Consider the following 23,975-nt stretch of genomic DNA (forward strand, 5'->3'; position numbering starts at 1 on the left):
AGGAATTTGATTATGAAAACTGAAAAAACTTTAGATCTCATTTGCTTAGGTCGTGTAGCTGTTGATTTATATGCACAACAAATAGGTTCTCGACTAGAAGATGTTGCAACTTTCTCTAAATATCTTGGTGGTTCATCCGGAAATGTGGCTTATGGTACAGCGGTGCAAGGTGTGAAATCTTCAATGTTAGCGCGCGTTGGTGATGAACATATGGGACGCTTCTTACGTGAAGAATTAGAACGTGTTGGTGTAGATACGAGTCATTTGATCACGGATAAAGAGCGTTTAACCGCACTTGTGATTCTCGGCATTAAAGACCAAGATACTTTCCCACTTATCTTTTATCGCGATAATTGTGCGGATATGGCCATTACTAAAGATGATTTTACGGAAGAATATATTGCTTCCGCCCGTGCTTTGGCGATTACAGGAACACATTTGTCTCATCCAAAAACCAGAGAAGCTGTGCTAACTGCATTAGAATATGCCGGTCGCAATAATGTTAAACGCTTGCTAGATATTGACTATCGTCCAGTCTTATGGGGATTAACCTCCCTTGGTGATGGCGAAACGCGTTTTATTGATTCCAAAGCGGTGACCAAATCCTTACAAGAAGTATTGCACCATTTTGATGTGTTAGTCGGAACGGAAGAAGAGTTCCATATTGCAGGTGGATCGACTGATACCTTGACCGCACTTAAAAATGTGAGAAAAGTCAGTCAAGCGACACTTGTTTGTAAACGTGGTGCGCTAGGTTGTTCCGTTTTCGTGGAAGGCAAAGACATTCCTGATGATTTAGATGGTGGTATCAATGTGTATGGTGTACGCGTTGAAGTATTAAATGTGCTCGGTGCAGGTGATGCCTTTATGTCAGGTCTAATTCGTGGTTATTTAAATAACGAAGGCTGGGAACAAGCTTGTCGTTATGCCAATGCTTGCGGTGCGTTAGTGGTTTCTCGTCACGGTTGTTCACCAGCAATGCCAACGAAAGTGGAATTAGATAATTATCTTGTGCGTGCAGAATCTGTACCACGTCCAGATTTAGATGAAACCCTCAATCATTTGCATCGTGTCACCACACGCAAAGTTAAAGAATGGGACGATTTATGTATTTTCGCCTTTGATCATCGCAAACAACTCGTTGATATGGCGAATAAGTGCGGTGCGGATATTAACCGAATTCCAAAATTAAAAAACTTATTGTTAAAAGCCGCAGAGCAAACAGCGAAAGAAGAAGGCATTTATGAGGGGCATGCAGGCATTCTTGCTGATACCACATTTGGTCAAAATGCGTTAAATGCCATTACAGGGAAAAAATGGTGGATTGGTCGCCCAATTGAAGAACCTTCTTCTCGTCCACTTAATCTGGAACATGGTGATTTAGGCTCACAACTGGCGTCTTGGCCATTAGAACATGTGGTGAAATGTCTCGCATTCTATCACCCTAAAGATAATGCTGAGATGAAAGCGTTGCAGGATCGTAAGCTCAAAGAAGTTTATCAAGCTTGTTGTCGTACAGGGCATGAATTATTACTTGAGTTGATTCTGCCGGCGGATATGGAACAAAACGAAGCTTATTATGCAGAGATGCTTGCTTATTTCTATGAGCTTGGCATTAAACCGGATTGGTGGAAATTACCAGGCGTTTCAGCAAAAGCATGGGAAGATATAAGCGCAATTATTCACGCCAACGACCCATATTGCCGCGGTATTTTGATTCTTGGTTTAGATGCACCGGAAGAAACCTTTGAAAAAGTCTTTAAGGCATCAGCCAATGCACCATTAGTTAGAGGCTTTGCGGTAGGTCGTACTATCTTCGGACAACCTTCAGCAGATTGGTTGGCAGGAAAACTAGATGATCAACAGTTAGTTGAAGCTGTATCAGCACGTTATCGCCGTTTGATTAGCTTATGGAAACAACGTTCTAATTAGTAGCCTAATTGAAATAAGGGATTTCATCTAGTCGTTAAGAGTGATACACTTTGCGCCGGAAGAAATCCCTTTTTGTCGATTTTAACTGCAAGATAGTTGTTTTTAATAGATAAATAGACCTAATTATGAATAATTCATCTCAATTAACGAATTTACAACAAGAAATTCAGTTACGGTATGGCAGTTTAAGTAAACGCCTAAAGCAAGTAGCAAAATATGTATTAGATAATAATCATAGTGTGGTGTTTGATACTGTGGCAACTATTGCTGAACGCGCAAATGTTCCGCCATCCACCCTTATTCGTTTTGCGAATGCTTTTGGGTTTAGTGGATTTAATGAAATGAAACAGGTTTTTCGTAAAAACCTAATGGAAAACACCACGAATTACAGCGAACGTTTCCAATATTTTCAACAATTAGAATCCGGTAGCTATAGCGAACACTCCGCGGCGGATATTTTGGCTATCTTTGGTCAAGCCAACAGTCAAGCTTTAAAACAATTAGTGAATCAAACTTCAAAAGAACAGCTTGAAAGTGCGGTCAAAATTTTAAATGAGGCAAATAATATTTTTATTGTCGGGCTGAAACGTTCATTTAGTATTGCTTGTTATTTAGATTATGCATTGCACCATATTGATTGTAATTCCTATCTGATTAATGGCTTGGGTGGAATGTTTTCAGAGCAACTCAATCGTGTTAAAGAAGGGGATGTTGTCGTAGCGATTAGTTTTTCCCCTTATGCGCAAGAAACATCAGAAATTATGAATATCACGGCGCAAAAAGGCGTTAAGCAAATTGCTATTACTGACAGCCAAATTAGCCCCTTGGTAACATTTAGTGACGTGTCTTTTATTATCAAAGAAGCACAAATCAAGGGTTTCCGTTCACAATGTTCAACCATGACGCTGGCACAAACCTTAGTCATTGCTTTAGCTGCCTATAAAGGTTTAGATAAGCAAACATTATAAAAAAGAGAAAAAATGACCGCACTTTATCCAGACTGGCACGTACCTAATAATGTAAAAGCACTGATGACCACGCGCACGGGCGGTGTCAGCCTACCGCCTTTTAATAGCCTAAATTTAGGCGATCACGTAGGAGATGATCCAAGCGCGGTGAAAAATAACCGAGATTTGTTAGTTGCACGTTTTGCTTTACCCAATGAGCCACTGTTCTTAACGCAAACCCACAGCACGCGCGTATTGACCTTGCCTTATCACGAAGATAATTTGAATGCAGACGCAGCCTATACCAATCAACCCAACCAAGTTTGCGTAGTGATGACAGCGGATTGTTTACCTGTGCTCTTGGCATCCAAAAAAGGCAACGAAGTAGCGGCAGCGCATGCAGGTTGGCGTGGGCTTTGTGATGGCATATTGGAAGAAACCGTGGCGAAATTTCAATGTCCACGCAATGAGATTGTTGCCTGGTTTGGGGCTGCTATTGGTCCAACAGCATTTCAGGTTGGGCGAGAAGTTGTAGAACAATTTATGGCTTGGGATAAACAAGCCGAACAGGCATTTAGCCCCGATTCAACGTCTGAAGGTAAATATTTAGCTAATCTCTACCAATTAGCCACACAACGCTTAAATAACCTAGGCATTACTCAAATATCAGGCGGCGATCGCTGCACTTATACAGAAAAAGACCAATTTTTTTCCTACCGCCGAGACGGCAAAACAGGACGCATGGCAAGTTTGGTTTGGTTTGAGTGAGATTTGTCTAATCTCTTACTTTCATTAAAATCTCAAGTGTTGATTTTTACAATACATTGAGCAATTCAAACTGAAGTTTATTTTGAATCCCGATAGAATTTTCAATAGAGAAAGTAGGTTTTTATTGAAATGTAACAATGATAAATTATTTGTTGATTTAAGTATTTCTATTTGCTAGAATCCGCGAACTGCTTACATTGGGTAAGTAGTCCCGAAAGGGTGTTTTATTTAATTAACGGAGCACTAATATGATCCAAGAACAGACTATGCTGGATGTTGCTGATAACTCAGGCGCTCGCAGTGTAATGTGTATCAAGGTTCTAGGTGGATCGCACCGTCGTTACGCTGCAATTGGCGATATCATCAAAATTACTGTAAAAGAAGCAATTCCACGCGGTAAAGTGAAAAAAGGTGATGTGTTAAAAGCAGTTGTTGTGCGCACCAAGAAGGGTGTTCGTCGCCCAGATGGCTCAGTTATTCGTTTCGATGGCAATGCTTGTGTAATTTTAAACAATAACACTGAGCAACCTATCGGTACTCGTATTTTTGGACCTGTGACTCGTGAACTTCGTTCTGAGAAATTCATGAAGATCATTTCTTTAGCTCCAGAAGTACTATAAGGAGAACGTAATGGCTGCTAAAATCCGTCAAAATGACGAAGTAATCGTACTTGCTGGTAAAGACAAAGGCAAGCGCGGCAAGGTAACTCAAGTGTTACCAAATGGTAAAGTGATTGTTGAAGGTGTAAAAATCATCACTAAACACGAAAAACCGGTACCTGCTTTAGGTAAAGAAGGTGGTTTAGTGAAGAAAGAAGCTCCGATTGATGCGTCAAACGTAGCAATTTTCAACCCTAAAACAAATAAAGCTGACCGTGTAGGTTTTAGATTCGAAGACGGCAAAAAAGTACGTTTCTTCAAATCTAATAATGAAATTATTTAACAAACTGGAGTAATGCGATGGCGAAACTGCATGATTACTACAGAGATCAAGTAGTTAATGAATTAAAAAACAAATTCAACTACGCATCTGTCATGCAAGTCCCACGAATCGAAAAGATTACCCTGAATATGGGTGTGGGTGAAGCGTTGACCGACAAAAAACTTCTAGATAATGCAGTAGCAGATCTAGCAGCAATCAGCGGTCAAAAACCTTTAATTACAAAAGCACGCAAATCTGTTGCTGGCTTTAAAATCCGTCAGGGATATCCAATCGGTTGTAAAGTAACACTACGCGGTGAGCGTATGTGGGAGTTCTTTGAACGTTTAATTACAATTGCTGTTCCACGTATTCGTGACTTCCGCGGTTTAAGCGCGAAATCATTTGATGGTCGTGGTAACTACAGCATGGGTGTGCGTGAACAAATCATCTTCCCTGAAATCGACTACGATAAAGTAGATCGTGTACGTGGTTTAGATATTACTATTACCACTACAGCTAAGAATGATGAAGAAGGTCAAGCACTACTTGCTGCCTTTAATTTCCCATTCCGTAAATAAGGCAGGTTACAATGGCTAAACAATCAATGAAAGCACGCGATGTAAAACGCGTTAAATTGGCTGAGAAATTCTATGCTAAACGTATGGAATTGAAAAAAATCATCTCTGATGTTAATTCTTCTGATGAAGATCGTTGGAGTGCGGTATTAAAATTACAATCTTTACCGCGTGATGCAAGCCCAAGCCGTCAACGTAACCGTTGCCGCCAAACCGGACGTCCACACGGCGTTCTTCGTAAGTTTGGTTTAAGCCGTATCAAGGTTCGCGAAGCAGCAATGCGTGGCGAAATCCCAGGTCTTAAAAAAGCAAGTTGGTAATTTACCACTTTATTTTGGAATCGGAGAATAAAATACAATGAGTATGCAAGATCCAATCGCAGATATGTTGACCCGTATTCGTAACGGTCAAGCTGCGAATAAAGTTGCGATCAGTATGCCTTCTTCCAAGCTAAAAGTGGCAATTGCCAACGTATTAGCTGCTGAAGGTTATATCGAAAGCGTTAAAGTTTTAGAAGGTGCAAAACCTGAATTGGAAATTACTTTAAAATATTTCCAAGGCAAACCGGTTGTAGAAAGCATTCAACGTGTAAGCCGCCCTGGTCTTCGTATTTACAAACGTAAAGACGAATTACCAAAAGTTATGGGTGGTTTAGGTGTGGCTGTTGTTTCTACATCTAAAGGTGTGATGACTGACCGTGCTGCTCGCCAAGCGGGTTTAGGCGGCGAAATCATCTGTTATGTAGCTTAATAGAGAGGTAGGAAAATGTCTCGTGTTGCTAAAGCACCTGTTAATATTCCTGCCGGTGTTGAAGTTAAACTCAACGGTCAGCTATTAACAGTGAAAGGTAAGAATGGCGAGTTATCTCGTGACATTCACAGCTCAGTCGAAGTTAAACAAGATAATGGTGCGTTAACTTTTGCACCACGTGAAGGTATCGTAGGTGCGGATGCACAAGCTGGTACTGCACGTGCATTAGTAAATGCAATGGTTATCGGTGTTACTGAAGGCTTCACCAAAAAATTACAACTTGTAGGTGTTGGTTACCGTGCACAAGTTAAAGGCAACGTAGTTGGCTTAAGCTTAGGTTTCTCTCACCCTGTTGAACATACTTTACCGGCAGGTATTACTGCAGAATGTCCATCTCAAACCGAAATCGTGTTGAAAGGTGCTGACAAACAATTAATCGGTCAAGTAGCAGCAGATATTCGTGCGTATCGTAAACCTGAACCTTATAAAGGTAAAGGTGTTCGTTATGCTGATGAAGTTGTTCGTACTAAAGAAGCGAAGAAAAAATAATTAAGGTAACACTATGGATAAGAAATCAGCTCGTATCCGTCGTGCAGCTCGTGCTCGTCATATGATGCGTGAACAAGGTGCAACTCGTTTAGTTGTTCACCGCACTCCGCGTCACATTTATGCACAAGTGATTGCACCAAACGGTTCAGAAGTGCTTGCCGCTGCTTCTACAGTAGAAAAAGCAATCAGTGAGCAAGTTAAATATACCGGTAACAAAGATGCCGCAGCAGTAGTAGGTAAAATCGTTGCTGAGCGCGCATTAGCGAAAGGCGTTAAAGACGTTGCTTTCGATCGTTCTGGTTTTAAATATCATGGTCGTGTCCAAAGTTTAGCGGACGCTGCTCGTGAAGCTGGTCTACAGTTCTAATAGAGGAAATTGAGATGTCAAACATCGAAAAACAAGCTGGTGAACTGCAAGAGAAGCTAATCGCGGTAAACCGTGTTTCTAAAACTGTTAAAGGTGGTCGTATCATGAGCTTCACTGCATTAACTGTAGTGGGTGATGGTAATGGTCGCGTAGGTTTTGGTTATGGTAAAGCACGCGAAGTTCCGGCAGCAATCCAAAAAGCAATGGAAAAAGCACGTCGTAATATGATCAACGTAGCTTTAAATGAAGGTACATTACAACACCCTGTTAAAGGTGTTCACACTGGTTCTCGCGTATTTATGCAACCGGCTAGCGAAGGTACAGGTATCATCGCAGGTGGTGCAATGCGTGCAGTATTAGAAGTTGCAGGTGTACACAACGTTCTTTCTAAAGCATACGGTTCAACTAACCCAATTAACGTTGTTCGTGCAACAATCGATGCATTAGCAAATATGAAATCACCAGAAATGGTAGCTGCGAAACGTGGTAAAACTGTTGATGAAATTTTGGGGTAATTGATAATGGCTAAAACTATTAAAGTAACACAAGTTCGTAGCTCTATCGCTCGTTTACCGAAGCATAAAGCTACTCTACGTGGTCTTGGTCTTCGCCATATGCATCATACCGTTGAGTTAATTGATACTCCAGCAGTACGTGGTATGATCAACCAAGTTTCATACATGGTTAAAGTGGAGGAGTAATAGAATGCGTTTAAATACTCTATCTCCGGCTGAAGGTGCTAAGCACAGTGCTAAGCGTTTAGGTCGTGGTATCGGTTCTGGTTTAGGTAAAACCGGTGGCCGTGGTCATAAAGGTCAAAAATCTCGTACAGGCGGTAAAGTTCGCCGTGGTTTCGAGGGTGGTCAAATGCCTTTATATCGTCGTTTACCAAAATTTGGTTTCACTTCAATGAAAGCTGCAGTAACAGCAGAAGTTCGTTTGAGTGATTTAACTAAAGTTGAAGGTAATGTAGTAACTTTAGAAACCTTAAAAGCAGCTAATGTTTTAACTAAAGATATTCAATTTGCAAAAGTGATTTTTGCAGGTGAAGTTAAAGCTGCAGTAGTTGTTCGTGGTTTAGGCGTAACTAAAGGTGCTAAAGCGGCTATCGAAGCTGCCGGCGGTTCAATCGAGGAATAATTAACAAATGGCTAAGCAACCAGGTTATCAAAGTCGAAGTACTCAAAGCGGTAGTAGTGAACTTAAAAGTAGATTACTTTTTGTATTAGGTGCACTGATCGTTTTCCGTATTGGTTCTTTTATTCCGGTTCCTGGTATTGATGCGGCCGTGCTAGCTCAATCGCTAGAACAGCAAAAAGGCACCATCATAGATATGTTAAACATGTTTTCTGGTGGTGCATTAAGCCGAGCATCTATTTTTGCATTAGGTATTATGCCGTATATTTCGGCATCGATTATTATTCAATTACTTGCGACAGTTTATCCAGCATTAGCTGAGTTAAAAAAAGAAGGTGAGTCAGGTCGCCGTAAAATGAGTAAATATACTCGTTATACGACATTGGCTTTGGCGACACTACAAGCAATTGGTATCGCAACAGGTTTACCTAGCATGATACCTGGACTTGTACCTAATATAGGTTTTGCTTTCTACTTCACAGCTGTGATCAGTTTGGTTACTGGAACCATGTTTTTAATGTGGTTGGGTGAACAAATTACTGAACGTGGTATTGGAAATGGTATTTCGATTATTATCTTTGCAGGGATTGTTGCAGGTTTACCTGCTGCTATTGGACATACGATTGAGCAAGCTCGTCAAGGGCAGATGCACCCATTAGTTCTTTTATTGATTGCCGTAATTGTATTCGCAGTACTTTATTTTGTTGTTTACGTAGAACGTGGACAACGCCGTATTAAAGTCGAATATGCTAAACGTCAACAAGGTCGTCAAATTTTAGGTGGACATTCAACTCATTTACCATTAAAAGTGAATATGTCAGGTGTAATGCCAGCAATTTTTGCTTCAAGCATTATTTTATTTCCTGCAACAATCAGTTCATGGTTTGGTGAGAGTGCTAGTTTTGAATGGTTAACTAATTTTGCGATGATGTTGCAGCCAGGCCAGCCGATTTATTTAATCGTGTATGCCGCTGCAATCATGTTCTTTAGTTTCTTCTATGCTGCAATGCAATTTAATCCACGTGATACAGCCGATAATTTGAAAAAATCTGGCGCATTCATACCCGGAATTAGACCAGGTGAACAAACATCACGTTATATTGATAAAATTATGGCTCGCTTAACATTAATTGGCGGTCTATATGTTGTATTCGTATGTTTGGTTCCTTACATTATGATGTCAGCTTGGAATGTACAATTTTATTTTGGTGGTACATCTTTGCTCATTATCGTAATGGTAATTATGGATTTCATCGCACAGGTTCAGAGTCACTTAATGTCGACAAAATATGAATCTGCTTTGAAAAGAGCAAACCTTAAAGGTTTTGGACAGTAATTGTCCTTTAGATAATAGGGATAAGCAATGAAAGTTCGTGCTTCCGTAAAGAAAATTTGTCGTAACTGTAAAATTGTAAAACGTGAAGGTGTTGTACGTGTATTGTGCAGCGATCCTAAACATAAACAGCGTCAAGGTTAATAGATAATATTTTCTTGCAAAGAACAGGCTGAGCATATATAATGCTCAGCTCATTTACATCCTTGACATACTGTTTGAGTATCCTGAAAACGGGCTTTTCAAGATCAGTATGTCAAATTAATTAACAATAGGAGTGCATAGTGGCCCGTATTGCAGGCATTAACATTCCTGATCACAAACACACTGTAATCGCTTTAACAGCAATTTACGGTATCGGCAAAACTCGCGCACAAGCTATTTGTGCTGCAACAGGTATTGCTGAAAGCGTTAAGATCAGCGAATTGTCTGAAGAGCAGATTGAAAAACTGCGTGACGAAGTTGGTAAATTTACCGTTGAAGGTGATTTACGTCGTGAAGTAACACTTAACATCAAACGTCTTTTAGACCTTGGTTGTTACCGTGGTTTACGTCATCGTCGTAGTTTACCGGTACGTGGTCAACGTACTAAAACTAACGCGCGTACCCGTAAGGGTCCTCGTAAGCCGATCAAAAAATAGTCGGGGTAAATATTAATGGCTAAAACACCAGTTCGTGCACGTAAACGTGTAAAAAAACAAGTTGTAGATGGCGTAGCGCATATTCACGCATCTTTCAACAATACAATCGTGACTATTACTGACCGTCAAGGTAACGCTCTTGCATGGGCTACTGCAGGTGGTTCAGGTTTCCGCGGTTCTCGTAAATCAACTCCATTTGCTGCGCAAGTAGCTGCAGAGCGCTGTGCTGAAATGGTTAAAGAGTTCGGTTTGAAGAACTTGGAAGTTATGGTTAAAGGTCCGGGTCCAGGTCGTGAATCAACAATTCGTGCATTAAATGCAGCGGGTTTCCGTATCACGAATATTACTGACGTGACTCCGATTCCACATAACGGTTGTCGTCCACCGAAAAAACGTCGCGTTTAATCAGACGTTAGGATTATTGGAGAAAGAAAATGGCAAGATATTTGGGTCCAAAACTCAAGCTAAGCCGTCGTGAAGGCACTGATTTATTCCTTAAATCAGGCGTGCGTGCTATCGATTCTAAATGTAAAATTGATACAGCACCAGGTCAACACGGTGCTCGCAAACCACGTTTATCTGACTACGGTAGTCAGTTACGTGAAAAACAAAAAGTTCGCCGTATCTACGGTATTTTAGAACGTCAATTCCGCAACTATTATAAAGAAGCGAACCGTTTAAAAGGTAACACAGGTGAAAACTTGTTAGTGTTACTTGAAGGTCGTTTAGATAACGTTGTATATCGTATGGGATTTGCTGCGACTCGTGCGGAAGCTCGCCAATTAGTGAGCCACAAAGCGATCGTTGTAAATGGTCGTGTTGTTAATATCCCATCTTTCCAAGTTTCAGTTGATGATGTGATCGCTGTGCGTGAAAAATCTAAAAAACAAGCACGTATCAAAGCATCATTGGAATTAGCAGAACAAAAAGAAAAACCAACTTGGTTAGAAGTTGATACTGCTAAAATGGAAGGTGTGTTCAAACGTGTTCCTGAACGTTCTGACTTATCAGCAGACATTAACGAACATCTGATCGTTGAGCTTTATTCTAAATAATAGTTAAAGCTTAGAAGCAAAGAGAGGATAAAATGCAGGGTTCTGTTACAGAATTTTTAAAGCCACACTTAGTTGATATTGAGCAAATTAGTTCAACTCATGCTAAAGTGATCTTAGAACCGTTAGAGCGTGGTTTTGGCCATACTCTAGGAAATGCATTACGCCGTATTCTTCTATCTTCAATGCCAGGTTGTGCTGTAACTGAAGTGGAAATTGAAGGTGTATTGCATGAGTATAGTAGTAAAGAAGGTGTTCAAGAAGATATCCTTGAAGTGCTCTTAAACTTAAAAGGCCTAGCGGTAAAAGTTCAGAATAAAGACGATGTCTTTCTGACACTAAACAAATCTGGAATTGGCCCTGTTGTTGCAGCAGACATTACTCATGATGGTGATGTTGAAATCGTGAATCCTGATCACGTACTTTGCCACTTAACGGATGAAAATGCATCAATTAATATGCGTATTCGTGTTCAACGTGGTCGTGGTTATGTGCCTGCATCAGCTCGTGCACATACACAGGATGAAGAACGTCCAATTGGTCGTCTATTAGTAGATGCTTGTTATAGCCCAGTAGATCGTATTGCTTATAATGTAGAAGCAGCACGTGTTGAACAGCGTACTGACTTAGATAAATTAGTTATTGAGTTAGAAACAAATGGCACTATTGATCCAGAAGAAGCAATTCGCCGTGCAGCAACAATTTTAGCAGAACAGCTTGATGCATTCGTTGATTTGCGTGATGTTCGTCAACCAGAAGTTAAGGAAGAGAAACCGGAATTTGATCCGATTTTACTCCGTCCTGTTGATGACTTAGAGTTGACAGTTCGTTCTGCTAACTGTTTGAAAGCAGAAACAATTCATTATATCGGTGATTTGGTACAGCGTACTGAAGTTGAGTTATTAAAAACGCCTAACCTTGGTAAGAAATCTCTTACTGAAATTAAGGATGTACTTGCTTCACGCGGCCTATCATTAGGTATGCGCCTTGATAATTGGCCACCGGCAAGTATTGCTGATGAATAGTGGTCAATAGGTTAAGATTTTTCTGAGAAGGATAAGATCATGCGCCATCGTAAGAGTGGTCGTCAACTAAACCGTAATAGCAGTCATCGCCAAGCGATGTTCCGTAATATGGCAAGTTCTTTAATTAGTCATGAAATCATCAAGACTACATTGCCAAAAGCGAAAGAATTACGCCGTGTAGTTGAACCGTTAATTACATTAGCAAAAACTGATAGCGTAGCTAACCGCCGTTTAGCATTCGCTCGTACTCGCAACATTGAAACAGTTGCTAAATTATTCAATGAATTAGGTCCACGTTTTGCTCAACGTGCAGGTGGTTACACCCGTATCTTAAAATGTGGTTTCCGTGCAGGTGACAACGCACCAATGGCTTACATTGAGTTAGTTGATCGTCCTGAAGTTGCTGAAGCAGCTGCGGAATAATAACTAATTTATACATATAAAGCTCGCTGAATGGCGAGCTTTTTTATTGCCTGAAATAAGACATAGTAGACAAAATAAGATTATCATCGCGTTTTATTGAAAGATAGTTAAACGCTAATATGTAATAATATGATGATAGAAATGAATGATTTTTCATAAAAAATCCACAGTTGATTTTCTGTGGATTTTTTGAAATGCTCAAACACTAAAAAAGTTGACCGCACTTTGTATTATTCAACTCGTTCTCCATGCAAGACGAGATCTAAGCCTTTGCGCTCGTCTTCATATTCAACACGTAAGCCAATCGTTTTATCAATAAGTTTTAGTAAGATAAAGCTACCAATTGTGCTATAAATAACAGTGATGATTACACTTTGTGTTTGAATCCATAGAGTTGTGTCTGTACCTGAAATATCTGTTGATACAAATACCCCTGTTAATACGGCACCAACAATACCTCCAACCCCATGGATACCAAATGCGTCTAATGTATCGTCATAACCTAGCCAATATTTCAATTTTGTTGCAGAGACAAAACAGATTGCACTGGTAATAACGCCAATAAATAAAGCACTTTGTACACTAACAAAACCAGCAGCGGGTGTAATGCCTACCAAACCAGCAATAGCCCCTGAGGCGAGACCTAAAGCAGAAGGTTTATGTCCTAAAATAACTTCAATAATTGTCCATGTGAACGCAGCAGCAACAGCGGCGACTTGTGTCGTAGCAAGAGCCATTCCTGCTCGAGCATCAGCAGCGAGTGCAGAGCCGGCGTTGAAACCAAACCACCCAATCCAAAGCATTGCTGTGCCAATTAAGGTTAATACTAAGTTGTGTGGCATCATCACTTCACGCCCATATCCAACACGCCTACCGATCATCATTGCCGCCACTAAACCTGCAATTCCGGCATTGATGTGGATGACTGTGCCTCCCGCATAATCTAAGACCCCATCAGAAGCTAACCAGCCGTCCAATCCCCAGACCCAATGTGCTGTAGGTACGTAAATGAGTGCAGACCATAATCCAACAAAGGTCAAAAGCGCAGAGAATTTCATGCGTTCAGCAAATGCCCCTGTAATAATTGCACCAGCAATGATCGCAAATGCCATTTGGAATAGCATAAAAACGGATTCAGGAATGGTTGGCGCGCCAGGGTAAATACTGAGCTTTCCTTCCGCTGAGAATAGATCCAATCCCTGTAAAAAGAGCCGCTCGGTTCCTCCAATAAAGCCATTGTTAGGTGTGAACGCTAAACTATAACCGAAAATGACCCAAATTAATGCGATTAAACAGCAGCTAGCAAAGCTTCCCATCATCGTTGCAAGAACGTTTTTCTTACGAACCATTCCGCCATAGAAAAGGGCTAATCCGGGTATTGTCATGAAAAGAACCAATATTGTTGCCACCATCACCCATGTCGTATCACCTGCACTAAGCTCTGATATTGAGCGAAGCCAATCAGAAGTATCTGCACTTGCACTAAAAGGAATAGCGCAAAGTGCGGTTAAAAATAGTCGTGTTTTCATGTTGCTCTCCAAGTAAAATAAAAAAAATTTAGACTGCACTTTCATCGGTTTCGCCAGTACGAATACGGATGACCCGCTCAATTGGTTTAATAAATATTTTGCCATCACCAATATGCCCAGATTGTGCTGCTGAGCAAATGGCTTCAATTGCCCTATCAACATGATCATCTGTTAATACGATATCAATTTGAATTTTTGGAATAAAATCAATCAGATATTCAGCACCACGGTACAGCTCAGTATGTCCTTTTTGGCGTCCAAAGCCTTTTACTTCAGAAACGGTCATACCGTGAATGCCAATTTCATTGAGTGCATCGCGCACATCATCTAAACGATATGGCTGAATGATTGCAGTAAGTTGTTTCATAGATTTCTCCTGATTTTAGTTAAAGAAAGCCCGTACCATTTTCTTGAATAAAAACGGCAAAGAAGTGCGGTCAAAAAGGCAGGTGTTTTTGGATGTTTGAAGTTTAATTCAAAATGAGAAAAGACAGCCTGCTTCTTAACGGTTAGCCACCGCTAAAGAAACAGGCTTTAGCGAGTGGTTTAATTAAACTGAAATAAATTATCGCTATTCATAGTAGTTTGATTTATAAGATATTTTGATATTCTTCCATTACATTTTTAGGCCATACACTGGATTGTACTTCGCCAATATGATGTTTTTGTAATAGCAACATCGCTAAACGAGATTGACCAATCCCGCCACCGATAGATAATGGCATACGACCGTTAATCAAATCTTGGTGCCAGTCAAATTTTAAGCGATCTTCATCGTTTGTTAACGCTAACTGTTTACGAAGTGCGGTTTCATCTACGCGAATACCCATAGAAGAAAGTTCAAATGCACGGTTTAATACAGGGTTCCACACTAAAATATCACCGTTTAAACCTTTGTAATCCCCTTCAGATACGGTGGTCCAGTCATCATAGTCAGGCGCACGAACATCGTGAGGTTTACCGTCAGATAGCGCACCACCAATACCAATTAAGAATACGGCACCATGTTCTTTACAAATGGCATTTTCACGCTCTTTGTCTGTCATACCCGGGAAGCGTTTTACGAGATCTTCACTGTGCACAAACGTAATTTCTTCAGGTAAGAATTTTGCTAAACCGAATTTTTGGCTTACCGCTTCTTCTGTTTCACGAATCGCAGCATAGATTGAGCGAACCGTTTCTTTCAAATAATCAAGGTTACGGCGACCCTCTGGAATCACTTTTTCCCAGTCCCATTGGTCAACATATACAGAGTGCGTTTGGTCAAGGCTGTCTTCATCTGGGCGTAACGCTTTCATATGAACAAATAAGCCTTCACCTTCTGCAAAACCAAAACGCGCTAAAGTATGACGTTTCCATTTTGCTAATGAATGAACTACTTCAAAAGTCGCACCTTCAATCATTTTGACATTAACTTGTACAGCTTTTTCTTTACCGGATAAGTTATCTTGGATACCGTTACCCACTTGACTTAAAATAGGGCCTTGCACTTCAACGAGCCCCAAATGTTCCGCTAATTTTTCAGTAAAAGTGTTTTTGGCAAAACTAATTTCTTGTTGTTGTAAAATAAATGATTTTTTCATAATTTAAACCTTATTGTTTCGTTATAATGCGTTTTGTTGAATGCTTGTTGCATATTATTCAATATGTTTAACATAAAATTCAACACTTTTTATTAAAAAAAGGATATAATGACATCAATCAATAAAAAAACATGTATTTTTTTAGAAAAAATCTAAAAGGAGTGCTTTATGTACGCAATAGATAGTTTAGATCAACAAATTTTACGCGTTTTAACACATGACGCTCGTACACCTTATGCTGAAATGGCAAAGAATTTTGGCGTCAGCCCTGGTACGATTCATGTTCGTGTGGAAAAAATGCGCCAAGCCGGGATTATTGAAGGGACTAAAGTTCGTATTGATGAACGTAAGTTAGGATATGATGTATGTTGTTTTATTGGCATTATTCTTAAAAGCGCGAAAGATTATGAAAAAGTCATAAAACAGCTAGAAACCTTTGATGAAGTGGTAGAAGCTTACTACACAACAGGCAATTACTCGATCTTTATTAAGGTAATGACGCATACGATTGCGGAATTGCATCAAGTTTTAGCCACAAAAATTCAATTGATTGATGAAATTCAATCCACTGAAACGCTCATCTCGATGCAAAATCCTATTTTGCGTGATATTAAACCTTAACCATAGGTTAGCGTTAAGTATTCTCGTTGAGTTTCATAAGCAAACGATCCATGGCTCGATAGCCTAAGGCTTCCGCTAAGTGTGTTTTGCCGATCTGTGTTTCATTATTCAGATCGGCAATGGTTCGTGCAACTTTTAAAATGCGGTGATAAGCCCGTACCGACAAACCAAGTTTATTCAGTGCATTTTCTAAAAAAATAGCATCCGTTTGTTGCAATGTACAAAAACGTTCAATTTCTTTGCTAGAGAGATGGGCATTGACTTTTCCCTGTCTGCTCAATTGTAATTCTCGAACATTCAGAATTTTTGACCGCACTTGTTCACTGGTCTCTCCCCGATCTTCATGGCTTTGTAACGCACCTTGTGGTAATAATGGCACTTCAATCGATAAGTCAAATCGATCTAAAAATGGACCGGAAAGACGATTTAAATAGCGCATAATTTGTTGGGGTGACGTGCGATTATGTGTCCCTTGGTAGTTTCCAGTTGGACTTGGGTTCATGGCCGCAATCAATTGAAATCTTGCCGGAAATTGAATTTTAGCGTTAGCTCGTGAAATGATAATTTCCCCACTTTCTAGTGGTTGGCGTAAGGCATCTAACACCTTTCGTTCAAACTCAGGCAGTTCATCTAAAAAAAGTACACCATTATGAGCAAGAGAAATTTCACCGGGTCGCGGAATGGATCCACCACCGACTAGTGCCGGCAGCGAAGCACTATGGTGTGGTGCTCGAAATGGGCGTTGCTTCCAATTGGAAAAATTCAATTCGTTTTGCACCAAACTGGCAACTGAGGCGGTTTCGATGGCTTCTTGATCTGTCATTTCGGGCAAGAGATCCGTTAAACGGCTCGCGAGCATGGTTTTGCCTGTTCCCGGTGGACCCAGAAAAAGTAAATTATGTTGTCCTGCCGCAGCGATAATTAATGCGCGTTTGGCATGTTGTTGCCCAATAATATCGGTAAGATCCCGTTTATATTCCGGTGAAATATTTACCGCACTTTGTGTCGCAAGTTGACTAGCACAAGGTAAATTTTCTTGATTATTCAAGAAATTGACTACATCAAGCAGGGTATTGGCATAATAGGTATCTTGTTCAGAAATTAATGACGCTTCATTGGCATTTTGAGCGGCAATAATCATTTGGCGTTTCACTTCTTTTGCTGCCAATATGGCTGGAATCACGCCTTGAACACCACGCAAATTCCCCGTGAGTGCAAGTTCACCTAAAAATTCAAATTGACGTAAATGTTTGGCTTCAATTTGCCCCGAAGCGGCAAGAATGCCGAGTGCGATAGGTAAATCAAAACGCCCCCCTTCTTTGGGTAAATCCGCAGGGGCGAGATTGACGGTAATACGTTTGGCGGGGTATTTGAATTGGGCATTAAGCAATGCGCTACGAACCCGATCTTGGGCTTCTTTAACGGTTTTTTCAGGCAGCCCTACGAGTACAAAAGCAGGTTTACCGTTGCTAATATGCACTTCAATAGTGACCAACGGGGCTTGAACCCCCATAGAGGCGCGGCTATAAACAATAGCAAGGGACATAAAAATTCTCCAAAATAAAATTTTGGAGAACTATAAAGAAGGTGTGATCCGATTGAAATATGAGAAGTTCAATTTTGGAATGTAGATCACAAATTTAATAGATTATTCAGTGAGATTGGGCGCAAACCAACTGTTTAACTTAGCCGCTAAACGATCTACGCCTAATTTACTTAAGGCAGAAAGCGGTTCCACTTGGATGTCACCTTGAAACGGTAAAATAGCTTCACGCACCATTTTAACGGTTTTGCTTCGCGCACTTTGGCTGAGCTTATCGGCTTTCGTCAGAGCCAAGTAGATCGGTAAATGAGCCGATACCGCCCATTCAATCATTTGTTGGTCAAGATCTTTTAGCGGATGGCGAATATCCATTAAAATCACCACACCGTGCAGGCACTCACGTTTCTGTAAATATTCCCCAAGGGATTTTTGCCATTGCAGTTTCATTTGCTCAGGCACGGCGGCATAACCATACCCCGGCAGGTCCACGAGCTTACATTGTGGTTCCACTTCAAATAAGTTAATTAATTGGGTGCGTCCAGGGGTTTTTGATGTTCGGGCTAAGTTTTTTTGGTTCGTTAACATATTAAGTGCGGTGGATTTTCCCGCATTAGAACGCCCTGCAAAAGCAATTTCAATCCCCGAATCTTCAGGGAGTTGTTTGATATTGGCGGCACTGGTTAAAAAATGGGTTTTGTGATAATTCAGTTTAAATTCAGTCATAATTTCAATTACATGATAAGTAAAAAGTGCGGTGATTTGAACCGCACTTTGTTATTTTTTGCTTGTTGGATAGTATACTCTAAACTCACAAACCAAAAAACTAAAAAACCAAAAAACGTTTTTATTTCGACTAAATATTGCATACAATAGACAAAATTCCGTAATCAATCCCTGCACTTTTCATCAAAATATGGTGTTTTATGCTACAAAATGGCTATAGAAAAGTGTGGTCAATTTAGAAGGATGTGGCATGACAACCGATTTCTCTTATTTGCAACAAAAACGTAAGCAATTGAATCTAAAAGTGAATACAGTGTGCGAGCAAGCCAATATTACACGTGCTTATTTTAACCAGCTTGTTAGTGGTAAAATTAAAAATCCGAGTGCGGCAAAATTAACCGCATTGCATAAAGTGTTGCAGATTGTGGAGCAACAGGATAAGCGAATTGGGGTTATTTTTGGGAAATTCTACCCCGTTCACACCGGTCACATTAATATGATTTACGAAGCATTCAGTAAAGTGGATGAGTTGCATGTTGTGGTTTGTACTGATACTGAACGCGATCTGAAATTATTCCAAGAAAGTAAAATGAAGCGTATGCCGACCAATCAAGATCGTTTGCGTTGGATGCAGCAGATTTTTAAATATCAAAAAGATCAAATCTTTATTCACCATTTAGTAGAAGACGGGATTCCGAGTTATCCGAATGGCTGGGAAGGCTGGTCAAGTGCGGTGAAAAATCTGCTTGTTTCAAAAAATGTCAATCCAAGCATTGTGTTTAGCAGTGAAGTACAAGATAAAGAACCTTATGAAAAATACCTTGGCTTAGAAGTGGTATTAGTTGATCCGCAACGAGAATTTTTTAATGTTTCGGCAACCAAGATTCGGACCAATCCATTCCATTATTGGAAATTTATTCCAAAAGAAGTGCGTCCGTTCTTTGCCAAAACGATTGCGATTTTGGGCGGTGAAAGTAGCGGTAAGTCTGTATTGGTGAATAAGTTGGCAACGGTATTTAATACGACATCCGCTTGGGAATATGGACGTGAATTTGTGTTTGAACAATTGGGTGGCGATGAACAAGCTATGCAATATTCCGATTATCCGCAAATGGCGTTAGGTCATCAGAAATATGTCGATTATGCGGTGCGCCATGCGCACAAAGTTGCATTTATTGATACGGATTACATTACAACTCAGGCATTTTGTATTCAATATGAGGGCAAGCCGCATCCATTTTTGGATTCGATGATTAAGGAATATCCGTTTGATGTGACGATCTTGCTCAATAATAATACCAGATGGGTAAATGATGGTTTACGGAGTTTAGGTTCAGAGCGTCAGCGTCAACGTTTCCAACAATTGCTCAAAAAATTGCTTGATAAATATAACGTGCCTTATATTGAGATTACTTCGCCAAGTTATTTGGAACGCTATAACCAAGCCAAAGAAATTGTGGAGAAAATTCTCAATGATGAAGAAATTTCAGATTTAGCGCATGATAATGATACCCAAACCACCAAATAGGAGCAGACAATGATTTTATTTGCGGGGGATCCACATGGGGATTATGAACATCTTTACCCTTTTGTGCAGCATCAAGACAATATCGCACTGGTTATTTTAGGAGATTTACAATTAACCGGTGCCGATGAGCTTGATCGCTTGGCGCAACACTGTGATCTTTGGTTTATTCATGGTAATCACGACAGCAAAACCGTTGCTGCCTTTGAAAGTTTATGGGGAAGCGAATGGAAATCGCGTAATTTACATGGGCGAGTTGTGGAGATCCAAGGCAAACGCATTGCGGGGCTTGGTGGCGTGTTTCGTGGGCAAATTTGGATGCCACCAAATAAACCGTTATTTTTTGATCCTATTCACTATTGCCAATATTGTCCGCCTGAAAAACTGTGGCGCGGTGGTGTTCCGTTACGACATCGTACATCGATTTTTCCGTCCGATATTGAAACATTACAGGGGCAACAAGCGGATATTCTTGTCAGTCATGAAGCTCCACGTCCTCACCCAACAGGCTTTGCGGTGCTTAATGAGCTAGCTAATGCCATGGGAGTAAAACAGTTTTATCATGGCCATCACCATGAAAATTTTGATTATTCAGCAATAAATCATAATGCTTTCCAAATCATAAATGTTGGATTTCGTAGTTTGGCGGATGAACAGGGTGAATATTTAGTGAAAGGTATTGATGATAGACCCAAGTAAAGGATATAAGAATATGCCGTCTAAGTGTTAGACGGCATTTCAATAAGTTAAACTACACTAAATTTTAACCGCACTTTGGCTACAGCCCTTTCTTCACCCAATATTTGTAAGGTGGCTTTTCTATTTCTGCATGAAGTAATTGATGTTCCATAAATTCACAAAAACCTGGAATATCACGTGTTGTGGCAGGATCGTCAGCAATAATAAGCAAAATTTCGCCTTCATTCATATAACGTATTTGTTTGCGGACGAGCATAACCGGCTCGGGACAACGTAAACCCAGCGTATCGAGCTGGTGTTGGACTGGGATGGTATTAATTTCTGTATTGTTCATTGGGATCTTCAAATTTTTTTGTAATAGGGCGTATAATAACGCTCTCATTGAAATGGGTCAAAGATTATGGAATATCCGATTCCGCAAAGTGCGGTTGTTTTTGAAGAAGAAATTAAGAAAAGCCGTTTTATTACCTATTTACGGCACACCGATGGCTTAGCGCAAGCCAAGGCATTCTGGCAAGAAATTAAGCAAATGCACCCTGATGCCCGTCATCATTGTTGGGCAGCCGTTGCGGCTCAGCCGAATAATTCACAAGAACTCGGTTTTTCTGATGATGGTGAACCTGCAGGTACAGCGGGTAAACCAATGCTTAGCGCATTGTTAGGCAGTGGGGTAGGCGAGATTAGTGCGGTTGTTGTGCGTTATTATGGCGGGATTTTACTTGGTACGGGCGGGCTTGTTCGTGCTTATGGTAATGGTGTTCAACAAGCGTTAAAATTATTGGCAACCACGCTTAAAGTGGAACGCCAGCCTTATGAAGTGCGGTGCGATTATGGGCAGATTGATTGGCTACAATTATTATGTGAGCAATATGAGATTCCCATTCAAGAACAAGATTTTCAGGCTGATGTGCGATTTGTGTTAGGCATTAGTGATGATAAATTGGCGATTTTCCAACAAGAATTAACGGAGCGTTCAGCTGGTCAATTAGCGGTGCGCGCTTTATAGAAAGAGAGAATATTGTGCATTTTCTAGCAATTATTCGTATTGTCGGCATACTTATTATGTGCTTTTCGGTTACGATGTTATTACCTGCTTTTGTGGCATTGGTCTATGGCGATGGTGGCGGTAAGGCTTTTTTCCAGTCCTTTGTATTGAGTTTAGCTATGGGCGCAATACTGTGGTGGAGTTGTCATTCGCATAAAGAAGAACTGCGTTCTCGTGAAGGCTTTTTGATTGTCGTTGCGTTTTGGGCGGTGCTGGGAAGCCTTGCTGCCATGCCTTTTATGTTATTTGAATATCCTGATTTAACACTGGCATCGGCATTTTTTGAGGCTTTTTCGGGGCTAACTACCACGGGCGCGACAACCATTGTTGGGCTAGATAATTTGCCCAAAGCCATTTTATTTTATCGCCAATTTTTGCAATGGCTTGGTGGAATGGGGATTATTGTATTGGCAATTGCGATTATTCCTCTTTTAGGCATTGGCGGTATGCAACTGTATCGGGCTGAAATGTCGGGGCCGATGAAAGATCAGAAAATGCGCCCGCGTATTGCGGAAACGGCGAAAACCTTGTGGTTTATTTATGCGTCTTTAACGATACTTTGCGCGTTAGCCTATTATTGGGCGGGAATGTCTGCCTTTGATGCCATAAGTCATAGTTTCTCTACAGTCTCTATCGGCGGTTTTTCAACACATGATGCCAGTATAGGCTATTTTAACAATACGGCTGTAAATCTCATTACAGTAGTCTTTTTGTTGATTTCTGCTTGTAACTTTGCTTTACACTTTAGGGCATTTTCAAGCCTGAAAGAAGGGAATATTTTCCGAATTTATAGCCAAGATCCTGAATTTCGTTTTTTTATTGCGATTCAGTTATTTGTGATGTTGTTGTGCACTGCGGTTTTAGTGAGCCATCAATATTTTGAAAATAGTTGGGTTGATATTGAGCAGGCGGTGTTTCAAGCCGTTTCTGTTTCAACAACGACAGGCTATACCACATCTGATTTTTCTCAATGGCCGTCTTTTGCGCCAATGTTGTTAATTATCGCCTCCTTTATTGGCGGCTGTGCCGGTTCTGTGGGGGGCGGATTGCGAGTTGCTCGCGTGCTTGTGCTTTATTTGCAAGGCTTACGCGAATTGAAATTATTTATTCATTCTAATTTAGTGTATCCCATAAAGTGGGGGAAACAGGTGTTGGATAACCGCATTATTGGTAGTATTTGGGCATTTTTTTCTGCTTACATCTTATTATTTGTTATTTGTTTATTGGTGGTGATTGCCTGCGGCGTAGAACCATTTAACGCATTTAATGCGGTATTGGCATGTATGAACAATCTTGGCCCGGGTTTGGGCAGTGTGAGTAGCAATTTTGCGGGTATTCCTGATAGTGCGAAATGGGTCTTAAGTTTTGCAATGATATGCGGGCGTTTGGAAATTTTTACTTTATTAGTCTTGTTTAGTCCAACCTTTTGGAAATCATAATGAAAACATTAATTTTATATTCAAGCCACGATGGCCAAACAAAAAAGATTGCAGAAGTGCTGGCTAAGCAATTTGAAGGTTGTGAGCTCCATTCTGTATTAGATAGTGGGATTGATTTGGCTAAATTTGATCGTATTGTCATTGGTGCATCAATCCGCTATGGGCATTTTAGTCAAGTGCTTTATAAATTGATTGAAAATCAGACCGCACTTTTAAATGAAAAACAAACGGCTTTTTTTGGCGTGAATCTGACGGCACGAAAACAGGGGAAAGATACACCGGAAACGAATGTTTATGTAAGAAAGTTTTTACAACGAATTCGTTGGAAACCGACTATTTCAGCAGTTTTTGCAGGCGCGTTGTTATATCCACGATATAATTGGTTCGATCGGGTGATGATCCAATTCATCATGAAGATAACGGGGGGAGAAACGGATCCCACAAAAGAAATTGAATATACCAATTGGGAGAAGGTCATTGAATTTGCGGATAATTTGAAGAAGATGAATTAATATTCAAATTTTGCCATTATTTTCGACATTTTATGCAAGATCGTTCAATAAAAAAGCAATTGACTTATTTTTTGAAAAAAGATCTTGATGTGAGATCAATAATATCTATAATACGCATCCGCAACGGCAAGTTGGGTGTGAAAAAGAAAGATTTGAAAAAAAGATCAAATAATTCTTGACACTGATAAGCATGATTATATATCATAAGCGTCCTTGCTTAACGCAATTGCTCTTTAACAATTTATCAGACAATCTGTGTGGGCACTAGTAAGAATTCGTTTTGAACAAATTTTAAAATTGAAGACTTAGAGTGCTGAACAAAGTTAATTTATTAAT

Annotated in this window: 32 protein-coding genes; 26 read left to right on the top strand and 6 right to left on the bottom strand. The window is 40.3% G+C overall.

Annotation, left to right across the window (positions count from 1 at the left end; genetic code table 11):
• Positions 1–12 precede the first annotated feature (12 nt).
• The 20 genes from E7T07_RS10245 (at position 13) to rplQ (ending at position 12,420) form a co-directional block, all read left to right on the top strand.
• Positions 13–1,932 (top strand): bifunctional 5-dehydro-2-deoxygluconokinase/5-dehydro-2-deoxyphosphogluconate aldolase, encoded by a 1,920-nt coding sequence (locus E7T07_RS10245; RefSeq protein WP_135711047.1) that lies wholly within the window; start codon positions 13–15, stop codon positions 1,930–1,932.
• A 125-nt stretch (positions 1,933–2,057) separates the two neighbouring features.
• Positions 2,058–2,900: a MurR/RpiR family transcriptional regulator gene (locus E7T07_RS10250; protein WP_135711048.1), complete on the top strand. Its 843-nt coding sequence runs from the start codon at positions 2,058–2,060 to the stop codon at positions 2,898–2,900.
• 12 nt (positions 2,901–2,912) lie between these two features.
• Complete coding sequence (pgeF, locus tag E7T07_RS10255) at positions 2,913–3,647, top strand: peptidoglycan editing factor PgeF (protein ID WP_135711049.1); 735 nt, start codon at positions 2,913–2,915, stop codon at positions 3,645–3,647.
• Between the two features lie 248 nt (positions 3,648–3,895).
• Complete coding sequence (gene rplN / locus E7T07_RS10260; protein ID WP_005548786.1) at positions 3,896–4,267, top strand: 50S ribosomal protein L14; 372 nt, start codon at positions 3,896–3,898, stop codon at positions 4,265–4,267.
• 10 nt (positions 4,268–4,277) lie between these two features.
• A complete protein-coding gene (rplX, locus tag E7T07_RS10265) occupies positions 4,278–4,589 on the top strand; it encodes a 50S ribosomal protein L24 (RefSeq protein ID WP_012072228.1) in 312 nt (103 codons plus the stop codon).
• Between the two features lie 17 nt (positions 4,590–4,606).
• Complete coding sequence (rplE, locus tag E7T07_RS10270; protein ID WP_133545470.1) at positions 4,607–5,146, top strand: 50S ribosomal protein L5; 540 nt, start codon at positions 4,607–4,609, stop codon at positions 5,144–5,146.
• An 11-nt stretch (positions 5,147–5,157) separates the two neighbouring features.
• Positions 5,158–5,463 (top strand): 30S ribosomal protein S14, encoded by a 306-nt coding sequence (gene rpsN, locus E7T07_RS10275; protein WP_135711050.1) that lies wholly within the window; start codon positions 5,158–5,160, stop codon positions 5,461–5,463.
• A 37-nt stretch (positions 5,464–5,500) separates the two neighbouring features.
• Positions 5,501–5,893, top strand: coding sequence for a 30S ribosomal protein S8 (rpsH, locus tag E7T07_RS10280; protein WP_005759599.1), 393 nt, complete (start codon positions 5,501–5,503; stop codon positions 5,891–5,893).
• 15 nt (positions 5,894–5,908) lie between these two features.
• Entirely contained in the window at positions 5,909–6,442 is a 534-nt protein-coding gene (gene rplF, locus E7T07_RS10285) for a 50S ribosomal protein L6 (RefSeq protein WP_135711051.1), read from the top strand.
• 13 nt (positions 6,443–6,455) lie between these two features.
• Complete coding sequence (gene rplR, locus E7T07_RS10290; RefSeq protein WP_135711052.1) at positions 6,456–6,809, top strand: 50S ribosomal protein L18; 354 nt, start codon at positions 6,456–6,458, stop codon at positions 6,807–6,809.
• 14 nt (positions 6,810–6,823) lie between these two features.
• On the top strand, positions 6,824–7,324 hold the full coding sequence (gene rpsE / locus E7T07_RS10295; RefSeq protein ID WP_135711053.1) for a 30S ribosomal protein S5: 501 nt from the start codon (positions 6,824–6,826) through the stop codon (positions 7,322–7,324).
• 6 nt (positions 7,325–7,330) lie between these two features.
• On the top strand, positions 7,331–7,510 hold the full coding sequence (gene rpmD / locus E7T07_RS10300) for a 50S ribosomal protein L30 (RefSeq protein WP_005543631.1): 180 nt from the start codon (positions 7,331–7,333) through the stop codon (positions 7,508–7,510).
• 4 nt (positions 7,511–7,514) lie between these two features.
• Positions 7,515–7,949 (top strand): 50S ribosomal protein L15, encoded by a 435-nt coding sequence (gene rplO / locus E7T07_RS10305; protein ID WP_135711054.1) that lies wholly within the window; start codon positions 7,515–7,517, stop codon positions 7,947–7,949.
• 7 nt (positions 7,950–7,956) lie between these two features.
• Positions 7,957–9,282, top strand: a complete 1,326-nt coding sequence (gene secY / locus E7T07_RS10310) for a preprotein translocase subunit SecY (protein ID WP_135711055.1) — start codon at positions 7,957–7,959, stop codon at positions 9,280–9,282.
• A gap of 27 nt (positions 9,283–9,309) precedes the next feature.
• Positions 9,310–9,423 carry a 50S ribosomal protein L36 gene (gene rpmJ, locus E7T07_RS10315; protein WP_011201185.1) on the top strand — a complete coding sequence of 38 codons (114 nt, stop codon included), beginning with the start codon at positions 9,310–9,312 and terminating at the stop codon, positions 9,421–9,423.
• A gap of 140 nt (positions 9,424–9,563) precedes the next feature.
• Positions 9,564–9,920 carry a 30S ribosomal protein S13 gene (gene rpsM / locus E7T07_RS10320; RefSeq protein ID WP_135711056.1) on the top strand — a complete coding sequence of 119 codons (357 nt, stop codon included), beginning with the start codon at positions 9,564–9,566 and terminating at the stop codon, positions 9,918–9,920.
• Positions 9,921–9,935: 15 nt separating this feature from the next.
• Positions 9,936–10,325 carry a 30S ribosomal protein S11 gene (gene rpsK, locus E7T07_RS10325; protein WP_012072238.1) on the top strand — a complete coding sequence of 130 codons (390 nt, stop codon included), beginning with the start codon at positions 9,936–9,938 and terminating at the stop codon, positions 10,323–10,325.
• A 29-nt stretch (positions 10,326–10,354) separates the two neighbouring features.
• Positions 10,355–10,975 carry a 30S ribosomal protein S4 gene (gene rpsD / locus E7T07_RS10330; RefSeq protein WP_135711057.1) on the top strand — a complete coding sequence of 207 codons (621 nt, stop codon included), beginning with the start codon at positions 10,355–10,357 and terminating at the stop codon, positions 10,973–10,975.
• A gap of 32 nt (positions 10,976–11,007) precedes the next feature.
• Complete coding sequence (locus tag E7T07_RS10335; RefSeq protein WP_135711058.1) at positions 11,008–11,997, top strand: DNA-directed RNA polymerase subunit alpha; 990 nt, start codon at positions 11,008–11,010, stop codon at positions 11,995–11,997.
• 39 nt (positions 11,998–12,036) lie between these two features.
• Positions 12,037–12,420 (top strand): 50S ribosomal protein L17, encoded by a 384-nt coding sequence (gene rplQ / locus E7T07_RS10340; protein ID WP_135711059.1) that lies wholly within the window; start codon positions 12,037–12,039, stop codon positions 12,418–12,420.
• 230 nt (positions 12,421–12,650) lie between these two features.
• Here rplQ and E7T07_RS10345 read toward each other — a convergent pair whose 3' ends face one another.
• The 3 genes from E7T07_RS10345 to asnA form a co-directional block, all read right to left on the bottom strand.
• Entirely contained in the window at positions 12,651–13,949 is a 1,299-nt protein-coding gene (locus E7T07_RS10345; protein WP_135711060.1) for an ammonium transporter, read from the bottom strand.
• 28 nt (positions 13,950–13,977) lie between these two features.
• The gene (locus E7T07_RS10350; protein WP_135711061.1) at positions 13,978–14,316 is read right to left on the bottom strand and encodes a P-II family nitrogen regulator; all 339 of its coding nucleotides are present in this window, start codon (positions 14,314–14,316) and stop codon (positions 13,978–13,980) included.
• A gap of 223 nt (positions 14,317–14,539) precedes the next feature.
• Positions 14,540–15,532 (bottom strand): aspartate--ammonia ligase, encoded by a 993-nt coding sequence (asnA, locus tag E7T07_RS10355; protein ID WP_135711062.1) that lies wholly within the window; start codon positions 15,530–15,532, stop codon positions 14,540–14,542.
• A 168-nt stretch (positions 15,533–15,700) separates the two neighbouring features.
• On the opposite strand from asnA, the gene asnC reads away from it, so the two are divergent.
• Positions 15,701–16,153, top strand: a complete 453-nt coding sequence (asnC, locus tag E7T07_RS10360; protein WP_135711063.1) for a transcriptional regulator AsnC — start codon at positions 15,701–15,703, stop codon at positions 16,151–16,153.
• A gap of 13 nt (positions 16,154–16,166) precedes the next feature.
• On the opposite strand, the gene E7T07_RS10365 is transcribed toward asnC, so the two are convergent.
• Positions 16,167–17,699 (bottom strand): YifB family Mg chelatase-like AAA ATPase, encoded by a 1,533-nt coding sequence (locus tag E7T07_RS10365; protein ID WP_135711064.1) that lies wholly within the window; start codon positions 17,697–17,699, stop codon positions 16,167–16,169.
• A 102-nt stretch (positions 17,700–17,801) separates the two neighbouring features.
• Complete coding sequence (gene yihA / locus E7T07_RS10370) at positions 17,802–18,419, bottom strand: ribosome biogenesis GTP-binding protein YihA/YsxC (protein WP_135711065.1); 618 nt, start codon at positions 18,417–18,419, stop codon at positions 17,802–17,804.
• 250 nt (positions 18,420–18,669) lie between these two features.
• Here yihA and nadR point away from each other — a divergent pair, with 250 nt between their 5' ends.
• Together nadR and E7T07_RS10380 are read left to right on the top strand one after the other, a co-directional pair.
• Positions 18,670–19,947 carry a multifunctional transcriptional regulator/nicotinamide-nucleotide adenylyltransferase/ribosylnicotinamide kinase NadR gene (nadR, locus tag E7T07_RS10375; protein ID WP_135711066.1) on the top strand — a complete coding sequence of 426 codons (1,278 nt, stop codon included), beginning with the start codon at positions 18,670–18,672 and terminating at the stop codon, positions 19,945–19,947.
• 9 nt (positions 19,948–19,956) lie between these two features.
• Complete coding sequence (locus E7T07_RS10380) at positions 19,957–20,643, top strand: metallophosphoesterase family protein (protein ID WP_135711067.1); 687 nt, start codon at positions 19,957–19,959, stop codon at positions 20,641–20,643.
• A gap of 79 nt (positions 20,644–20,722) precedes the next feature.
• Here the strand turns inward: E7T07_RS10380 and tusA are convergent, their stop codons facing one another.
• Positions 20,723–20,977 (bottom strand): sulfurtransferase TusA, encoded by a 255-nt coding sequence (tusA, locus tag E7T07_RS10385; protein WP_135711068.1) that lies wholly within the window; start codon positions 20,975–20,977, stop codon positions 20,723–20,725.
• Positions 20,978–21,040: 63 nt separating this feature from the next.
• On the opposite strand from tusA, the gene E7T07_RS10390 reads away from it, so the two are divergent.
• From E7T07_RS10390 to hemG, 3 genes are read left to right on the top strand one after another with little or no spacing between them, the layout of a single operon-like run.
• Positions 21,041–21,649, top strand: a complete 609-nt coding sequence (locus tag E7T07_RS10390; protein ID WP_246046251.1) for a YigZ family protein — start codon at positions 21,041–21,043, stop codon at positions 21,647–21,649.
• A 14-nt stretch (positions 21,650–21,663) separates the two neighbouring features.
• A complete protein-coding gene (locus tag E7T07_RS10395) occupies positions 21,664–23,127 on the top strand; it encodes a TrkH family potassium uptake protein (RefSeq protein ID WP_135711070.1) in 1,464 nt (487 codons plus the stop codon).
• The gene (hemG, locus tag E7T07_RS10400) at positions 23,127–23,639 is read left to right on the top strand and encodes a menaquinone-dependent protoporphyrinogen IX dehydrogenase (RefSeq protein WP_135711071.1); all 513 of its coding nucleotides are present in this window, start codon (positions 23,127–23,129) and stop codon (positions 23,637–23,639) included. The genes E7T07_RS10395 and hemG overlap by 1 nt, the downstream gene beginning before the upstream one ends.
• Positions 23,640–23,975 lie beyond the last annotated feature (336 nt).

It is taken from the genome of Actinobacillus porcinus (assembly GCF_901764995.1).
Taxonomy (GTDB): domain Bacteria; phylum Pseudomonadota; class Gammaproteobacteria; order Enterobacterales; family Pasteurellaceae; genus Exercitatus; species Exercitatus porcinus.

What these genes read in the sequence shown, in the direction of transcription:
- yihA (WP_135711065.1), bottom strand. Translation starts at nt 18,419, where the DNA reads ATGACTGAATTTAAACTGAATTATCACAAAACCCATTTTTTAACCAGT.
- asnA (WP_135711062.1), bottom strand. Translation starts at nt 15,532, where the DNA reads ATGAAAAAATCATTTATTTTACAACAACAAGAAATTAGTTTTGCCAAA.
- rpsN (WP_135711050.1), top strand. Translation starts at nt 5,158, where the DNA reads ATGGCTAAACAATCAATGAAAGCACGCGATGTAAAACGCGTTAAATTG.
- rplQ (WP_135711059.1), top strand. Translation starts at nt 12,037, where the DNA reads ATGCGCCATCGTAAGAGTGGTCGTCAACTAAACCGTAATAGCAGTCAT.
- tusA (WP_135711068.1), bottom strand. Translation starts at nt 20,977, where the DNA reads ATGAACAATACAGAAATTAATACCATCCCAGTCCAACACCAGCTCGAT.
- hemG (WP_135711071.1), top strand. Translation starts at nt 23,127, where the DNA reads ATGAAAACATTAATTTTATATTCAAGCCACGATGGCCAAACAAAAAAG.
- E7T07_RS10250 (WP_135711048.1), top strand. Translation starts at nt 2,058, where the DNA reads ATGAATAATTCATCTCAATTAACGAATTTACAACAAGAAATTCAGTTA.
- rpmJ (WP_011201185.1), top strand. Translation starts at nt 9,310, where the DNA reads ATGAAAGTTCGTGCTTCCGTAAAGAAAATTTGTCGTAACTGTAAAATT.
- secY (WP_135711055.1), top strand. Translation starts at nt 7,957, where the DNA reads ATGGCTAAGCAACCAGGTTATCAAAGTCGAAGTACTCAAAGCGGTAGT.
- rplO (WP_135711054.1), top strand. Translation starts at nt 7,515, where the DNA reads ATGCGTTTAAATACTCTATCTCCGGCTGAAGGTGCTAAGCACAGTGCT.
- rplF (WP_135711051.1), top strand. Translation starts at nt 5,909, where the DNA reads ATGTCTCGTGTTGCTAAAGCACCTGTTAATATTCCTGCCGGTGTTGAA.
- E7T07_RS10345 (WP_135711060.1), bottom strand. Translation starts at nt 13,949, where the DNA reads ATGAAAACACGACTATTTTTAACCGCACTTTGCGCTATTCCTTTTAGT.
- asnC (WP_135711063.1), top strand. Translation starts at nt 15,701, where the DNA reads ATGTACGCAATAGATAGTTTAGATCAACAAATTTTACGCGTTTTAACA.
- E7T07_RS10350 (WP_135711061.1), bottom strand. Translation starts at nt 14,316, where the DNA reads ATGAAACAACTTACTGCAATCATTCAGCCATATCGTTTAGATGATGTG.
- rpsH (WP_005759599.1), top strand. Translation starts at nt 5,501, where the DNA reads ATGAGTATGCAAGATCCAATCGCAGATATGTTGACCCGTATTCGTAAC.
- rpsE (WP_135711053.1), top strand. Translation starts at nt 6,824, where the DNA reads ATGTCAAACATCGAAAAACAAGCTGGTGAACTGCAAGAGAAGCTAATC.
- rpmD (WP_005543631.1), top strand. Translation starts at nt 7,331, where the DNA reads ATGGCTAAAACTATTAAAGTAACACAAGTTCGTAGCTCTATCGCTCGT.
- E7T07_RS10365 (WP_135711064.1), bottom strand. Translation starts at nt 17,699, where the DNA reads ATGTCCCTTGCTATTGTTTATAGCCGCGCCTCTATGGGGGTTCAAGCC.
- rplX (WP_012072228.1), top strand. Translation starts at nt 4,278, where the DNA reads ATGGCTGCTAAAATCCGTCAAAATGACGAAGTAATCGTACTTGCTGGT.
- E7T07_RS10380 (WP_135711067.1), top strand. Translation starts at nt 19,957, where the DNA reads ATGATTTTATTTGCGGGGGATCCACATGGGGATTATGAACATCTTTAC.
- rpsD (WP_135711057.1), top strand. Translation starts at nt 10,355, where the DNA reads ATGGCAAGATATTTGGGTCCAAAACTCAAGCTAAGCCGTCGTGAAGGC.
- E7T07_RS10335 (WP_135711058.1), top strand. Translation starts at nt 11,008, where the DNA reads ATGCAGGGTTCTGTTACAGAATTTTTAAAGCCACACTTAGTTGATATT.
- nadR (WP_135711066.1), top strand. Translation starts at nt 18,670, where the DNA reads ATGACAACCGATTTCTCTTATTTGCAACAAAAACGTAAGCAATTGAAT.
- rplR (WP_135711052.1), top strand. Translation starts at nt 6,456, where the DNA reads ATGGATAAGAAATCAGCTCGTATCCGTCGTGCAGCTCGTGCTCGTCAT.
- rplE (WP_133545470.1), top strand. Translation starts at nt 4,607, where the DNA reads ATGGCGAAACTGCATGATTACTACAGAGATCAAGTAGTTAATGAATTA.
- E7T07_RS10245 (WP_135711047.1), top strand. Translation starts at nt 13, where the DNA reads ATGAAAACTGAAAAAACTTTAGATCTCATTTGCTTAGGTCGTGTAGCT.
- rpsK (WP_012072238.1), top strand. Translation starts at nt 9,936, where the DNA reads ATGGCTAAAACACCAGTTCGTGCACGTAAACGTGTAAAAAAACAAGTT.
- pgeF (WP_135711049.1), top strand. Translation starts at nt 2,913, where the DNA reads ATGACCGCACTTTATCCAGACTGGCACGTACCTAATAATGTAAAAGCA.
- rplN (WP_005548786.1), top strand. Translation starts at nt 3,896, where the DNA reads ATGATCCAAGAACAGACTATGCTGGATGTTGCTGATAACTCAGGCGCT.